The sequence below is a fragment of the Streptomyces sp. NBC_00459 genome, assembly GCF_036013955.1.
Taxonomy (GTDB): Bacteria; Actinomycetota; Actinomycetes; order Streptomycetales; family Streptomycetaceae; genus Streptomyces.
Window position 1 is genome coordinate 8,812,336 of the sequence record NZ_CP107903.1, and the last position, 14,031, is coordinate 8,826,366.

The window sequence follows — 14,031 nt, forward strand, 5'->3', positions numbered from 1 at the left end:
GCCGTGGCAGAGTCGCTGGTCATCCGATCACTGGCTGAACCGGCCTGGTCCTGGACCCCATTGACAGTCCCTGGGGCGCGCTCAATCATCACACCTCCGATGAATGGGAGCTTCCAGATGAGCAGGTATCCAAGACGTCGGCTTCTGGGTGCGCTGGTGACCCTTCTGCTGCTTGCCGCCCCGGTCCCGGCCGTCGCGCGCACAGCGGCGGCGAGCGTCCCGGTCACCGTGCCGGCCCTCACCGACTGGACCCCGGAGCAGGGGAGTTATCGGTACGGCGGCGCCGCCCGGCTGGTCGCCGACTCCGCGCCCGAGCGCAGGGTCGCGGACACCCTCGCCGACGATCTGCGCGACGCGGGCCACGGCGTCGTCCCCGTGGTGAGCGGTGGTGCACGGGCCGGTGACATCGTTATCGACGTGGCCCCCGGACGGGCCGCACTCGGCGCGGAGGGGTACGAACTCCGGTCGGGCGCCCGGCTGTCGGTGACCGGCGCGACCGAGGCGGGCGCCTTCTACGGCACCCGCACCCTCCTCCAGCTCCTCGCCCAGGGCGACCGGATCCCCGCCGGACGCACGGTCGACGTGCCCCGGTACGCGGAACGGGGCGTCGGCGTGTGCGCCTGCTACATCCACATCTCGACGCCGTGGCTGGAGAACCTCGTACGCGAGATGGCATACCACAAGCTCAACCAGCTGCTCCTGGAACTCAAGGTGAAGAGCGACGCCCACCCGGAGGCCAACACCTGGGGCTACTACACCAAGGACGAGATACGGCGGCTCGTCGCGCTCGGCGACAAGTACCACGTGGAGATCGTCCCGGAGATCAACTCCCCGGGCCACATGGACCCCTGGATCGAGAACCGCCCCGATCTCCAGCTCACCGACTCCGACGGCAACAGGCAGCCCAGCAGGCTCGACATCACGCAGCCCGCCGCCTTCGACTACTACACGAGCCTGATCGACGAGTACGCGCAGGTGTTCACCGGCGGCTCCTGGCACATGGGTGCCGACGAGTACATGCTCGGCTCCGACTTCGCCAAGTACCCGCAGATGCTCCGGTACGCCCGGGAGAAGTACGGGGCGGACGCCACACCCCAGGACGCCTTCATCGACTTCGTCAACCGGATCCGGACCCACCTGGCCGCCAGGGGGAAGCAGCTGCGGATCTGGAACGACGGGCTCACCGGGGCCAACACCGTGCCGGTGGCCGCGGGTACGACGGTCGAGCACTGGCTGAACGTGGCCGTGAAACCGAGCCGACTCCGCGCCCAGGGCTACTCGTTGATGAACGCGGCTTACGCGCTGTACCTCGTCAGGGGCGGTTTCCACAGCGACACCAAGGGCCTGTACGACCAGAGTTGGGATCCGCGCAGCTTCGAGGGCGAGAAACTCGCCTCCAGCCAGGGCATCACCGGCGCGAAGATCAGCCTCTGGCCGGACAACGGGCGCGGCGAGACCGAGAACGAGGTCGCCGTCGACACCGACCCGGCGCTGCGCCATCTCGCCCAGGCCACCTGGGGCGATCCGCATCCCGACGCCACCTACGACCGGTTCACCGCGCGGGCGACCGCCGTCGGGCACGCACCCGGCAGGCGGGACCTGACGCGGGTGCCGGTCGCGGACGGGACGTACACCTTGCGGGCGGGCGCCGCCTCCCTCACCGCCGACGTACGGCGCACACCCGACGGATACGTCACCCTGCGCACCGCGGACGGCTGCCTGGAGGTGCGCGGCGGAAAGCTCACGCTCAACACCCCGCTGCAGCCCGGTGTCGAGATCACCGCACAGACCTGCGATGCCGGAAACACCTTGCAGCGCTGGGAGTTGGAGCAGGTCGCGGGGGGCCTCGCGCTCGTCAACGCGATCACGCGGATGACGGTGCACGTGACCGGCGACGGTCGGCTCACGCAGTACCCGCCGGACCGGCAGCCGCCCGCTGTCTGGCACTTGAACACCCTCCACTGACCACGCTCCGTCGACCGCCATCCACTGACCCGAGGAGCCCGTTCCCCCATGACAGTCTCCAGACGTCTCTTCGTCACGGCAGCCGCCGCGATCGTCGCCTCCAGGGGCACCTCACTCGCCCTGGCCGCTCCGGGCCGGGCCACGGCTCCAGTCGCGGAGGAACCGGCCTTCCGTATCCCTGTCGCCCCCACCGACTCCGCCGAGGTCCTCGTCCGCAAGGCCTCCCAGGTCCGGCCCACCGCACGGCAGATCGCCTGGCAGCGGCTGGAACGGACCGCCTTCCTGCACTTCGGCGTCAACACCTTCACGGGCCTCGAATGGGGCACCGGTGACGAGGACCCGGACGTCTTCCAGCCGACCGGCCTCGACACCGACCAGTGGGCGCGGGCCCTGCGCGACGGCGGCTTCAGGCTCGCCATCCTCACCGTCAAGCACCACGACGGCTTCGTCCTCTACCCCTCCCGGTACACCGACCACTCGGTGGCGTCGAGCAGTTGGCGCGGCGGGCAGGGTGACGTACTGCGTTCCTTCGCCGACTCCATGCGGCGGTACGGGCTGAAGGTCGGTGTGTACATCTCCCCGGCCGACGAGAACCAGTACCTCCACGGCGTCTACGCCAACGGCAGCGCGCGCACCGAACACACCATCCCGAGCCCGGTCGCGAACGACGACCGTCCGGACGGCCCGACGTTCACCCTCCCCGCCACCGACTACGGCGCCCATATGCTCGACCAGCTCCACGAGGTCCTCACCGAGTACGGACCCGTCGACGAGGTCTGGTTCGACGGCGCCCAGGGGCGGATCCCGCCGGACAAGGTCGAGAAGTACGACTGGGACAGCTGGTACACGCTTGTCCGCACGCTCGCCCCGGACGCCACGATCGCCGTCTCCGGCCCCGATGTCCGCTGGGTCGGCAACGAGGGCGGGCTGGCGCGCGAGAACGAGTGGAGCGTCGTACCGGTCACCGAGAAGGACTACGGCAAGACCGACTTCGCGCTCTCGTACGACGCGGCCGACATGGGCGGCCGGGACGCGCTCGTGGCCGCACGTTCCGTCGCCGACCACGTGCAGTGGTGGCCGGCCGAGTGCGATGTGTCGATCCGGGACGGCTGGTTCTACCACGCGGACCAACAGCCCAAGTCGGTCGACCGGTTGACCGAGATCTACTTCGGCTCGGTCGGCCGCAACGCCGTACTCCTCCTCAACGTCCCGCCGGACACCGACGGCCTCCTCGCCGCCGCCGACGTCACCCGGCTGCGGGAGTTCCGGGAGCGCGTCGACCGGGAACTGCCCGCCGACCTGACGGCCGGGGCCGTGGTCACCCGGACTCCGGGTGTCGTCACCGTCGACCTCGGCAGGGAACGCGAGGTGGACCGGGTTCGGCTCGCGGAGGACATCCGGCAGGGACAGCAGGTCGAGGCCTTCGTCGTCGAGGCGTTCGCCGGGGGCCGCTGGACCCGGGTGGCGGGGGCGGGCACGGTCGGCGCGAGCCGGATTCTGCTGCTGGCGGCTCCTGTCCGGGCGCGGCGGTGGCGGGTTCGGGTGACACGGGCCCGCGCGGAGGTGCCGATCGCGGAGTTCGGGCTGTACCGCTCGGCGGTGGGCTGACGGTCGCCGGCGGGCGTCGTACGCGGGTGCGCTCCCGTGCCGCACCCGCCGTACGCCGGTGCCGTGCTCAGACCGGGCGCTCGTCCCCGGTCGAGCGGGCGGGCGGGGACGCGGCCTGGCCCCGCAGCCACTGTTCCACCTCGCCGACGTGGGCCGCGGCTGCCGCCCGGGCCGCCTCCGGGTCGTGGGCGACGAGCGCGCGGTGGATCGCCGCGTGCTCGCGGCGGGTGCGGGTGAAGGCGCCCTCCTCCTGGTAGGCGCGCCAGACGCGGGCGCGGAAGGTGCGGGAGGAGAGGCCCTCCAGGATCGCCGCCATGCTGTCGTTGCCCGCAGCAGCGGTGATTTCGCGATGGAATGCCAGGTCGTGGGCGAGGATTTCCTCGGGATCGTCGGTGGCGTTCATCGCTGTGAGGTGTTTCTCCACCTCCGCGAGCTGCTCCGGGGTTATCCGGGCGGCGGCCAGGGCGGTCGCCGTCGACTCCAGGATGCGCCGTACCTCGAGCAGCTCGGCCAGTCGTGGGCCCCGTGAGAGGTCCGCGACCACACCGAAGGTCTCCAGCAGGTCGCCGGCCTCCAGCTGGGTCACATAGATGCCCGAGCCGTGCCGGGCCTCCAGTACGCCCATCACGGTGAGCGCCCGGATCGCCTCCCGCATCGAGCTGCGCGAGATACCCAGCCGGGCCGCGAGATCGCGCTCGGTGGGCAGCCGCTCGCCCGGTTCCAGTCGGCCCTCGCCGATCAGTGCCTTGATCTGGTCGATGGCGCGCTGCGTCACGGTGCCCTTCTGTGGGGCGGCCTCGCCGTTCCTGGCCGGGATCTCGTCCACGCCGTGTCCTCCTGTCGCCGGGTCCGCCGCAGTCTAACCAGAGGGTTGGTCGGACCACTACAGCCGGAATCTAGGAAAATTTGGCCCGATGGGCTGTTCTTACCTGGAAGTGGTCTGATAAATATGCGGCATCCGCTCGATCACGCTCAACGAGGAGCTACCAAATGCTCGACCGAACAGTGGGGAACCCGAAGAAGCGCGCCAGAGCGCGGAGCCTCGGTGTGGTGGCCCTCGCCGCCTGTACCGGCCTGGTACTCAGCGCCTGCGGCAGCACAAAGGACACCGTCGCCACTGGCGGTGACAGCGACGGAACGGGCAAGGTCGGAGTGATCCTGCCGCTGCTCACCTCCCCGTTCTGGCAGTCGTACAACGACTACGTGCCGAAGATGGCCAAGGCCGAGGGCGTCGACGCGCTGAAGACCGTCAACTCCAACAGCGACCCCTCGCAGCAGATCACCGACATCAACAACCAGCTCAACCAGGGCGTGAAGGGCCTGGTGGTCGCGCCGCTGGACAGCGCCGCCATCGAGGCCGGCCTCGACCAGGCCGAGCGCAAGGGCGTGCCCGTCGTGGCCGTCGACGTGGCGCCCGAGAAGGGCAAGGTCGCCATGGTCGTACGCGCCAACAACGTCGCGTACGGCGAGCAGGCCTGCGAGTATCTCGGCAAGCACATCACCTCGGGCAAGGTCGTCCAGATCATGGGCGATCTCGCGTCGGTGAACGGCCGTGACCGGTCGGAGGCGTTCCGCGCCTGCGTGAAGGAGAAGTTCCCGAAGCTCAAGGTGCTGGAGATCCCGGCCAAGTGGGAGTCGGACACCGCGGCCTCCAAGCTCGACACGCTCCTCAACGCCAACCCGGACCTCAAGGGCATCTACATGCAGGCCGGCGGCGTCTACCTCGCGCCCACGCTGCAGACCCTGAAGTCCAAGGGGATGCTGAAGAAGATGGGCCAGGCCGGCCACATCGCGATCGTCTCGAACGACGGCATCCCGCAGGAGTTCGACGCCATCCGCAAGGGCGAGATCGACGCGACCGTCTCGCAGCCCGCCGACCTCTACGCCAAGTACGGCATGTACTACATCAAGGCGGCGATGGCCGGAAAGACGTTCGAGCCGGGTCCCACCGACCACGACTCCGAGATCGTCAAGCTGCCCAACGGCCTCCTGGAGGACCAGCTGCCCGCGCCCCTGGTCACCAAGGAAAACGTCGACGACCCCGGCCTCTGGGGCAACACGGTCGGATGAGCAGCCAGCAACGGGAAATCCCGGACACCTCTCTCGTTCCGCTTGTCGAGGCCCACGGCATCGCCAAGCGGTACGGTCCGACCACCGCGCTCCAGGACGGTCGACTCACCGTCCTGGCGGGTGAGTCGCACGCCCTCGTCGGCCGCAACGGCGCCGGAAAGTCCACCCTGGTCTCCATCCTCACCGGACTCCAGGCGCCCGACGAGGGCACGGTCCGCTTCGACGGCCAGCCCGCACCCCCGCTCACCGACCGGGACGCCTGGCGCTCCAAGGTGGCCTGCGTCTACCAGAAGCCCACTGTCGTCCCCGAGCTGACGGTCGCCGAGAACCTCTTCATCAACCGGCAGCCGGCCGGGCGCGGCGGAGTCATCAGCTGGCGCCGGCTGCGCGGCGAGGCCGCCGAACTGCTCGACACCTGGGACGTCCACGTCGACCCGGAGGCCCGCACCGCCGACCTCAAGGTCGAGGACCGCCAAATGGTGGAGATCGCACGGGCGTTGAGCTTCGGCGCCCGGTTCATCGTCCTCGACGAGCCGACCGCCCAGCTCGACAGCCGGGAGATCGAGCGGCTCTTCACCCGGATGCGAGCGCTCCAGGACTCCGGCGTCACCTTCCTGTTCATCTCGCACCACCTCCAGGAGGTGTACGAGGTGTGCCAGACGGTGACCGTCCTGCGCGACGCCCGCTGGATCACCACAGCCCCCGTCGCCGACCTCCCGCGCCAGGCCCTGATCGAGGCCATGGCCGGGGAGTCGATCGCCGAACAGGCCGTCACCCTCAGGGGAGTCGAACCGGGACAGCCGGTGCTGCTGGCCGCCGAGGGACTCACCTCGGCGGCGTACGAGAACATCGATCTGACCGTTCGCCGCGGTGAGGTCGTCGGACTTGCCGGGTCCAGCGGCAGCGGCAAGATCGAGCTGGCCGAGTCCTTCGCCGGACTGCACACACCGACCGGCGGAACGGCCCAACTCGACGGCGCGCGGCTGCCGTTCGGGGACGTGCAGGCGGCACTGACCGCGGGTGTCGCCTGTGTGCCGCGCGACCGGCACGAACAGGGGCTGGTCTCCGGCATGACCATCGGCGACAACGCCACCATGAGCGTCCTGCGCAGGCTCGGACGGTACGGATTCGTCTCCGGCGACCGCAAACGAGGTTTCGCCACCGAGCTCATCGAACGCCTCGACATCCACGCCGAGGGCCCCGAACAGCCCGTCTCCGACCTGTCCGGCGGAAACGCGCAGAAGGTCGTCATGGCCCGAGCCCTCGCCTCCGACCCCAGACTGCTCGTCCTCATCAACCCCACCGCGGGCGTCGACGTGAAGTCCAAGCAGTCCCTTCTCGCGCGCGTGGACAGCGCCCGTGAGGACGGCACCGCAGTCCTTGTCGTATCCGACGAACTCGACGACCTGCGCCGCTGCGACCGCGTCCTCGTCCTCTTCCACGGCCGTGTCGTCGCCGAACATCCGGCGGGCTGGCGCGACCACGAGCTGATCGCCTCCATCGAAGGAGTGGACCATGGCTGACACGAAGGCCCCACCGCTCGCCCCCCTGCGGGCCCCGGACTCGCGTTCGGCCAAGACCGTACTGCTCCGCCGAGCCCGTGAACTCGCCCTGGTGCCAGCCCTGTTGCTGCTCATGGTGCTCGGAACGGTGGTCAACGACTCGTTCCTCACCGAACGCAACCTGATCTCGATCCTCGGTGCCTCCGCGGCACTCGCGATGGTCGTGCTGGCCGAGTCGCTCGTCCTCATCACCGGCAAGTTCGACCTCTCCCTGGAGTCGGTCGTCGGCATCGCCCCGGCCATCGGCGCGCTGCTGGTGCTGCCGGTGGCGCAGTCCGGGTGGGGGACCGAGTTCCCCGCAGTACTGGCTCTGTTGGCGATCCTCGTCGTCGGCGGCCTTGTCGGCGCGTTCAACGGCCTTCTGGTCGTCAAGCTCAAGCTCAACGCGTTCATCGTGACGCTCGCGATGCTGATCGTGCTGCGTGGGCTGCTGGTCGGCTCGACCAAGGGCAAGACTCTGTTCGGCATGCCCGACTCCTTCTACTCCCTGGCCACCACCACCTTCCTCAACGTGCCCATGTCCGTGTGGGTGGCCGGGGCCTGCTTCGCCGTCGCCGGCCTCGTCCTCAAGTACCACCGCGTCGGCCGCGCCCTGTACGCGATCGGCGGCAACGCGGACGCGGCCCGGGCCGCCGGTATCCGGGTCGAACGGGTGATGCTCGGCGTGTTCGTCGTCGCCGGTGTCCTCGCCTCCGTCGGCGGGATCATGCAGACCGGGTACGTCGGCGCGATCAGCGCCAACCAGGGCAACAACATGATCTTCACCGTGTTCGCCGCGGCCGTCATCGGCGGCATCAGCCTCGACGGCGGCAAGGGCACGATGTTCGGTGCGCTGACCGGCGTACTCCTGCTGGGTGTTGTGCAGAACCTGCTGACGCTGGCCCAGGTGCCGTCGTTCTGGATCCAGGCCATCTACGGCGGAATCATCCTGGTGGCTCTCATGATCGCCCGCGTGACGACAGGGCGGGCCCAGGACTGATCCCCGCCCCGACCCTCACGTATCCCTGAGGCTCCCCCATCGAGCCCCTGCCACTGACCGAAAGGCGTTCCGTGTCCCCGACCCCCGCCCGCGTTACCGCGGTCGACACCTACGACATCCGGTTTCCCACCTCGCGGGAGCTCGACGGCTCCGACGCGATGAATCCCGACCCCGACTACTCGGCGGCCTATGTCGTGCTGCGTACCGACGCGGCCGACGGGCACGAGGGGCATGGGTTCACCTTCACCATCGGGCGGGGCAACGAGGTCCAGGTCGCCGCGATCGACGCGCTGCGCGGTCATGTCGTCGGCCGGTCCGTCGACGAGCTGTGCGCGAACCCGGGCACCCTGAACCGCGACCTGATCGGCGACAGTCAGCTGCGCTGGCTCGGACCCGAGAAGGGCGTGATGCACATGGCCATCGGCGCGGTCGTCAACGCCGTATGGGATCTCGCCTCGAAACGGGCGGGCCGGCCCCTGTGGCGGCTGCTCGCCGAGGCCGAACCCGAGTGGCTCGTCCAGCAGGTCGACTTCCGCTACCTCACCGACGCGCTCACCCCCGAGGAGGCCCTCGACCTGCTGCGCCGGGGCCGGGAGGGCGCCGCCGAACGCACCGCCGAGCTGCTGGCGAAGGGCTTCCCCGCCTACACCACCTCCGCCGGCTGGCTCGGCTACGACGACGAGAAGCTCACCCGGCTCGCCGCCGAGGCCGTCGCCGACGGCTTCACGCAGATCAAGCTCAAGGTCGGATCGGACCTGGAGGACGACGTACGCCGCTGCCGGGTCGCCCGCAGTGTCGTCGGCCCCGACATCCGTATGGCGATCGACGCCAACCAGCGCTGGGACGTCGACGAGGCGATCCGCTGGACCAAGGCGCTCGCCGAGTTCGACCCCTACTGGATCGAGGAGCCCACCAGCCCCGACGACATCCTCGGTCATGCGGCGATCCGCCGGGCCGTGGCCCCCGTCAAGGTCGCCACCGGCGAGCACGTCCAGAACCGGGTCGTCTTCAAGCAGCTCCTGCAGGCCGACGCCCTCGACATCGTGCAGATCGACGCGGCCCGCGTCGGCGGCGTCAACGAGAACCTCGCCATCCTGCTGCTCGCCGCCAAGTTCGGCGTCCCCGTCTGCCCGCACGCGGGCGGCGTCGGCCTGTGCGAACTCGTCCAGCACCTGTCGATGTTCGACTACGTCGCCCTCGCCGGCACGACCGAGAACCGGGTCATCGAATACGTCGATCATCTGCACGGCCACTTCCTCGACCCCGTGGTGATCAGGCAAGGTCATTACCTGGCACCGACCGCGCCCGGCTTCTCCGCGACCATGCGGCCGGAGTCCATCGCGGAGTTCACGTTCCCCGGCGGCGGCTTCTGGGCTGCCGACCTGGCGAAGGAGAAGGGGCAGGCCGCATGACCGACTTCGAGGGTCTCAGGGCGCTGGTCACAGGCGGCGCGTCCGGCATCGGCCGGGCCACCGCGGAACTGCTGGCGGCGCGCGGTGCGCAGGTCGCGGTCCTCGACCTGGACCCGTCGTCGGTCGAGAAACCGCTGCGCGGCTACCGGGCCGACGTCACCGACGACACGTCCGTACGGGAGGCGGTGGCCGCCGCCGTCAGCGACCTCGGCGGCCTTGACATCGTCGTCAACAACGCCGGGATCGGTGCCCAGGGCACCGTCGAGGACAACGACGACGAGGAATGGCAGCGCGTCTTCGACGTCAACGTGCTCGGCATGGTCCGCACGGCTCGCGCCGCCCTGCCCCACCTGAGGAACTCGGCGCACGCCGCGATAGTGAACACCTGCTCGATCGCGGCCACGGCGGGCCTGCCCCAGCGGGCCCTGTACAGCGCCACCAAGGGCGCCGTGTACTCGCTGACCCTGGCGATGGCCGCCGACCACGTCCGGGAGGGCGTCCGCGTGAACTGCGTCAACCCGGGGACGGTCGACACACCGTGGGTCGGCCGTCTACTCGACTCGGCCACCGACTCCGCCGCCGAGCGTGCCGCGCTGGAGTCCCGCCAGCCCACGGGCCGCCTGGTCTCGGCAGACGAAGTCGCGGGTGCCATCGCCTACTTGGCGAGCCCGCTGTCCGGCGCCACCACCGGCACCTCACTCGCCGTCGACGGCGGTATGCAGGGCCTGCGACTGCGTCCGGCGGCCCGGTGAACACTCCGGACAACACCGCAGCGGGCTCTCGGATGTCAGCGCCCGCGCCGATGCCGGTGCACGCGCTCGGTCGCAGCCGCGTCGAGGTCACCGGCCTGGGCTTCGGCGCCGCCGCCATCGGCAACCTCTTCACCGAGGTCACCGAGGAACAGGCGCACGACGCCGTGTCCGCCGCCTGGGGCGCGGGCATCCGCTACTTCGACACCGCGCCGCACTACGGCATCGGCCTCTCCGAACGCCGCCTGGGGGCAGCCCTGCGCGAGCACCCGCGCTCGGCGTACACGATCTCCACGAAGGTCGGCCGCCGCCTCGAACCCACCGAGGGCCCGGCGGGCGACGACCTCGCCAACGGCTTCGCGGTCCCCGCAACCCACCACCGAGTCTGGGACTTCAGCGCCGACGGCGTACGCCGCACGCTGGAGGCGAGCCTGGAGCGGCTCGGTGTCGACCACGTCGACGTCGTCTACCTCCACGACCCCGACGACCACGCCGAGTCGGCCTTCCGCGAGGCCTACCCGGCGCTGGAGAAACTCCGCTCGGAAGGCGTCGTGCGGGCGATCGGCGCGGGCATGAACCAGGCGGAGATGCTCACCCGCTTCGTCCGGGACACCGACGTCGATGTCGTGCTGTGCGCCGGCCGCTACACACTCCTCGACCAGAGCGCGCTCACCGAACTGCTGCCGGCCGCCGTCGAACGGGGCACGTCCGTCGTGATCGGCGGCGCCTTCAACTCCGGGCTGCTGGCGGACCCGAGGCCCGGGGCGACATACAACTACGCGGCAGCGTCGGGTGAGTTGCTGGACCGCGCCCTGCGCATGAAGTCCGTCGCGGACCGCCACGGAATCACCCTGCGAGCCGCCGCGCTCGCCTTCTGCGCGGCCCATCCGGCCGTCGCCGGCGTCCTCGTCGGAACCCGTACGGCCGCCGAAGTCCGGGACTGCGCCGAGCAGTTCGCCGTAACCGTGCCCGAGGCCTTCTGGCAGGAACTCAGGGACACCGGTCTGCTGTCCACCGAAGAGCCGTCGGAGGAGCCGTCATGAGAGTGGCCCTGCACACCAAGGTCCGCGCCGACCGTGTCGCCGAGTACGACGCCGCCCACCGCGAGGTCCCCGTCGAGCTGACCGACGCGATCCGCGCCGCCGGTGCCACCTCCTGGACGATCTGGCGCAGCGGCACCGACCTCTTCCACGTCCTGGAGTGCGCGGACTACGCCCTCCTCCTGGCCGAGTTGGAGAAACTGCCGGTCAACGTGGCCTGGCAGGCCCGGATGGCCGAACTCCTCGACGTGGTGCACGACTACTCCGCCGAGGGCACGGAGTCGGGCCTGCCGGTGGTCTGGGAGCTGCCGTGACGGTCGTCGACGCGCACCACCATCTGTGGGACCTGTCGGTCCGGGACCAGGACTGGATCGCCGGGGACAGTCCACTGCGCCGGGACTTCACCATGGAGGACCTCCGGCCCGAGGCCCGCGCGGCCGACGTCGACCGCACGATCCTCGTCCAGACGGTCACCGTGCCCGAGGAGACCCCGGAGTTCCTGGCGCTCGCGGCGGAGCACGAGCTGATCGCGGGCGTCGTCGGCTGGACGGACCTGACCCGTACCGACATCGCCGACGAGCTCGCCAGGCTGCGCGCACTGCCCGGCGGCGAGTATCTGAGGGGCATCCGTCACCAGGTCCAGGGCGAGCCGGATCCGGAGTGGCTGCTGCGCGCGGACGTACGCCGTGGACTTGCCGCAGTCGCCGACGCCGGCCTGGTGTACGACCTGGTCGTCCTCCCGCACCAGTTGTCCGCGTGCGTAGGGGCGGCCGAGTCGCTGCCGCAGCTCACCTTCGTCCTGGACCACCTGGGCAAGCCGCCGATCGCCTCCGGCGCGACGGAGCCGTGGGCCTCGGAGCTCCGCTCTCTGGCGGCCCTGCCCAACGCGGTCGGAAAGCTCTCCGGTCTGGTCACCGAGGCGGACCACACCTCCTGGAAGTCCGACGACCTGCGCCCGTACGCGGACACGGTCCTGGACGCCTTCGGTCCGGGCCGGCTGATGTTCGGCTCCGACTGGCCGGTGTGCACACTCGCCGCTTCGTACGGCCAAGTGATCTCCCTGGCCGAGGAGTTGACCGCATCCCTCGACGCGAGCGAACGCGAGCAGGTCTTCACAGGCACGGCGACCCGCGTCTACGGCCTCTGACCCGACCGGGCGAGCCGTGTCGGGGGCATGAACTCCCGTACGTACACCCGCTCCCAGCGTGCACCGGTAGCCCGCAGCTCCCGCCAGGTCGTGTAGCGGTAGCGGAAGAGGCGGGCGCGGACGCAGCGCGGGGGCGCGTCCTGCGGGAACGGGCAGACGCGCAGCAGCCGGAGCGTGTCGCGGTCGTTCTCCAGGAGCCGTTCGACCAGCGCGCCGAACCACGATCCCGCGTACGCGGGCGACAGCGCGGCGAACCACATCATCCAGTCGAGCCGCAGATGGTAGGGCGCGAACTGGCGCGGCCGGCGCCGGGGATCACCCGGCTTGCCCTTGAACTCGTACTCCCGCCAGTCGGAGTCCTCGCGAGGTACGTCGTCGGCGGTGCCCTCGACGATCACCTCGTAGCGGACGCGGCTCACGCTGCCGAAGGCGCCGTAGGTGTTGACCAGATGGAGCGGGTCGAAGGAGCGGTTCATGACCTGGCGGCGCGAGAGCATGTTGCGGACCGGGCGGTAGCTGAGGGCGACCAGTGCCGTGCCGACGGCCAGGACCACGATCTCGTACCAGAGCGGGGCGTCCGGGGAAGGCGTCGGCGCGGTGTCCGGGAGACGTACCGCCGACAGTGCCAGCACGATCGTGATCCAGTTGAGCCAGGCGAAGTTGCCCGACAGAACCAGCCACAGCTGGGTGACGATCATCAGGGACGCGGCGGCCGTCGCCACCGGCTGGGGGGTGAACAGCAGGACGGGGACGGCGAGTTGGGTGAGGTGGTTGGCGGCTGTCTCGATGAGGTGGACCGGCTTGGGGAGATGGTGGAAGTACCAGCTCAGCGGGCCCGGCATCGGCTGGGTCTCGTGGTGGAAGTCGAGGCAGGTCAGTTTCCGCCAGCACGCGTCGCCGCGCATCTTGATCAGGCCGGCGCCGAACTCGACGCGGAACAGGATCCAGCGCAGCAGGAACAGCACCAGGACCGGCGGCGCGACCTCGTCGTTGCCCAGGAACACGGCGAGGAAGCCGACCTCCAGGAGCAGCGACTCCCAGCCGAAGCCGTACCAGGTCTGCCCGACGTTGACGATCGACAGATACATCGCCCACGGCAGCAGCCACAGCAACATCCCGGCCCAGAGCGGGAGTCGAGAGTCCAGCCCCGCCAGCAGCGCCACCGAGACCGCGCAGCCCGACCAGGACCAGACGGCGAAGAAGCGGTCGGAGTAGTGGAGTTGGAACACGCTCGGTGCCTGCCCGAAAGGCACGTGGGCGACCAGACGGGGGACCGGAAGCATGCCCCGCTCACCGATGAGCGCCCGGAACTGGCGGGCCGCGCCCAGGAACGCGACGAGGTAGACGCAGGCCAGGCCCCGCTGGAAGAGCTGTCGGCTCAGCCAGTAGTCGGGTGCGGTGAACCACTCCACGCCGGCCGCTCCTCTCTCCCTCCCCGTTCCCCTTCCCGCCGCCTGCCCTTCCATTGTGACCGTGGGTGACGGTTCTCGGCTTGCGTA

12 protein-coding genes are annotated in these 14,031 nt (G+C 70.1%); 10 read left to right on the forward strand and 2 right to left on the reverse strand.

What is annotated here, in order from left to right:
• Positions 1 to 117: 117 nt before the first annotated feature.
• Positions 118 to 1,965, forward strand: a complete 1,848-nt coding sequence (locus OHN74_RS38665; protein WP_327699213.1) for a family 20 glycosylhydrolase — start codon at positions 118 to 120, stop codon at positions 1,963 to 1,965.
• A 48-nt stretch (positions 1,966 to 2,013) separates the two neighbouring features.
• Entirely contained in the window at positions 2,014 to 3,573 is a 1,560-nt protein-coding gene (locus tag OHN74_RS38670; protein ID WP_327699214.1) for an alpha-L-fucosidase, read from the forward strand.
• Between the two features lie 67 nt (positions 3,574 to 3,640).
• Here OHN74_RS38670 and OHN74_RS38675 read toward each other — a convergent pair whose 3' ends face one another.
• Entirely contained in the window at positions 3,641 to 4,399 is a 759-nt protein-coding gene (locus tag OHN74_RS38675; RefSeq protein ID WP_327699215.1) for a FadR/GntR family transcriptional regulator, read from the reverse strand.
• Positions 4,400 to 4,563: 164 nt separating this feature from the next.
• Here OHN74_RS38675 and OHN74_RS38680 point away from each other — a divergent pair, with 164 nt between their 5' ends.
• From OHN74_RS38680 to OHN74_RS38715, 8 genes are all read left to right on the forward strand, one after another.
• A complete protein-coding gene (locus tag OHN74_RS38680) occupies positions 4,564 to 5,643 on the forward strand; it encodes a sugar ABC transporter substrate-binding protein (protein WP_327699216.1) in 1,080 nt (359 codons plus the stop codon).
• Positions 5,640 to 7,166, forward strand: a complete 1,527-nt coding sequence (locus OHN74_RS38685; RefSeq protein ID WP_327699217.1) for a sugar ABC transporter ATP-binding protein — start codon at positions 5,640 to 5,642, stop codon at positions 7,164 to 7,166. Before OHN74_RS38680 ends, OHN74_RS38685 begins: the two co-directional genes overlap by 4 nt.
• A complete protein-coding gene (locus tag OHN74_RS38690; RefSeq protein ID WP_327699218.1) occupies positions 7,159 to 8,184 on the forward strand; it encodes an ABC transporter permease in 1,026 nt (341 codons plus the stop codon). Before OHN74_RS38685 ends, OHN74_RS38690 begins: the two co-directional genes overlap by 8 nt.
• Before the next feature lie 71 nt (positions 8,185 to 8,255).
• Positions 8,256 to 9,596, forward strand: coding sequence for an L-fuconate dehydratase (locus OHN74_RS38695; RefSeq protein WP_327699219.1), 1,341 nt, complete (start codon positions 8,256 to 8,258; stop codon positions 9,594 to 9,596).
• Positions 9,593 to 10,348, forward strand: coding sequence for an SDR family NAD(P)-dependent oxidoreductase (locus OHN74_RS38700; RefSeq protein WP_327699220.1), 756 nt, complete (start codon positions 9,593 to 9,595; stop codon positions 10,346 to 10,348). Before OHN74_RS38695 ends, OHN74_RS38700 begins: the two co-directional genes overlap by 4 nt.
• Before the next feature lie 32 nt (positions 10,349 to 10,380).
• On the forward strand, positions 10,381 to 11,388 hold the full coding sequence (locus tag OHN74_RS38705) for an aldo/keto reductase (protein WP_443060513.1): 1,008 nt from the start codon (positions 10,381 to 10,383) through the stop codon (positions 11,386 to 11,388).
• The gene (locus OHN74_RS38710) at positions 11,385 to 11,699 is read left to right on the forward strand and encodes an L-rhamnose mutarotase (protein WP_164316911.1); all 315 of its coding nucleotides are present in this window, start codon (positions 11,385 to 11,387) and stop codon (positions 11,697 to 11,699) included. Before OHN74_RS38705 ends, OHN74_RS38710 begins: the two co-directional genes overlap by 4 nt.
• Positions 11,696 to 12,532, forward strand: a complete 837-nt coding sequence (locus tag OHN74_RS38715; protein WP_327699221.1) for an amidohydrolase family protein — start codon at positions 11,696 to 11,698, stop codon at positions 12,530 to 12,532. Before OHN74_RS38710 ends, OHN74_RS38715 begins: the two co-directional genes overlap by 4 nt.
• Here OHN74_RS38715 and OHN74_RS38720 read toward each other — a convergent pair.
• On the reverse strand, positions 12,520 to 13,944 hold the full coding sequence (locus OHN74_RS38720) for a lipase maturation factor family protein (RefSeq protein ID WP_327699222.1): 1,425 nt from the start codon (positions 13,942 to 13,944) through the stop codon (positions 12,520 to 12,522). The genes OHN74_RS38715 and OHN74_RS38720 overlap by 13 nt on opposite strands.
• Positions 13,945 to 14,031: the final 87 nt, after the last annotated feature.

Bases quoted from the DNA above. Each gene is read 5' to 3' on its own strand.
- OHN74_RS38665 (WP_327699213.1), top strand. From the start codon at position 118: ATGAGCAGGTATCCAAGACGTCGGCTTCTGGGTGCGCTGGTGACCCTT.
- OHN74_RS38670 (WP_327699214.1), top strand. From the start codon at position 2,014: ATGACAGTCTCCAGACGTCTCTTCGTCACGGCAGCCGCCGCGATCGTC.
- OHN74_RS38680 (WP_327699216.1), top strand. From the start codon at position 4,564: ATGCTCGACCGAACAGTGGGGAACCCGAAGAAGCGCGCCAGAGCGCGG.
- OHN74_RS38685 (WP_327699217.1), top strand. From the start codon at position 5,640: ATGAGCAGCCAGCAACGGGAAATCCCGGACACCTCTCTCGTTCCGCTT.
- OHN74_RS38690 (WP_327699218.1), top strand. From the start codon at position 7,159: ATGGCTGACACGAAGGCCCCACCGCTCGCCCCCCTGCGGGCCCCGGAC.
- OHN74_RS38700 (WP_327699220.1), top strand. From the start codon at position 9,593: ATGACCGACTTCGAGGGTCTCAGGGCGCTGGTCACAGGCGGCGCGTCC.
- OHN74_RS38705 (WP_443060513.1), top strand. From the start codon at position 10,381: ATGTCAGCGCCCGCGCCGATGCCGGTGCACGCGCTCGGTCGCAGCCGC.
- OHN74_RS38710 (WP_164316911.1), top strand. From the start codon at position 11,385: ATGAGAGTGGCCCTGCACACCAAGGTCCGCGCCGACCGTGTCGCCGAG.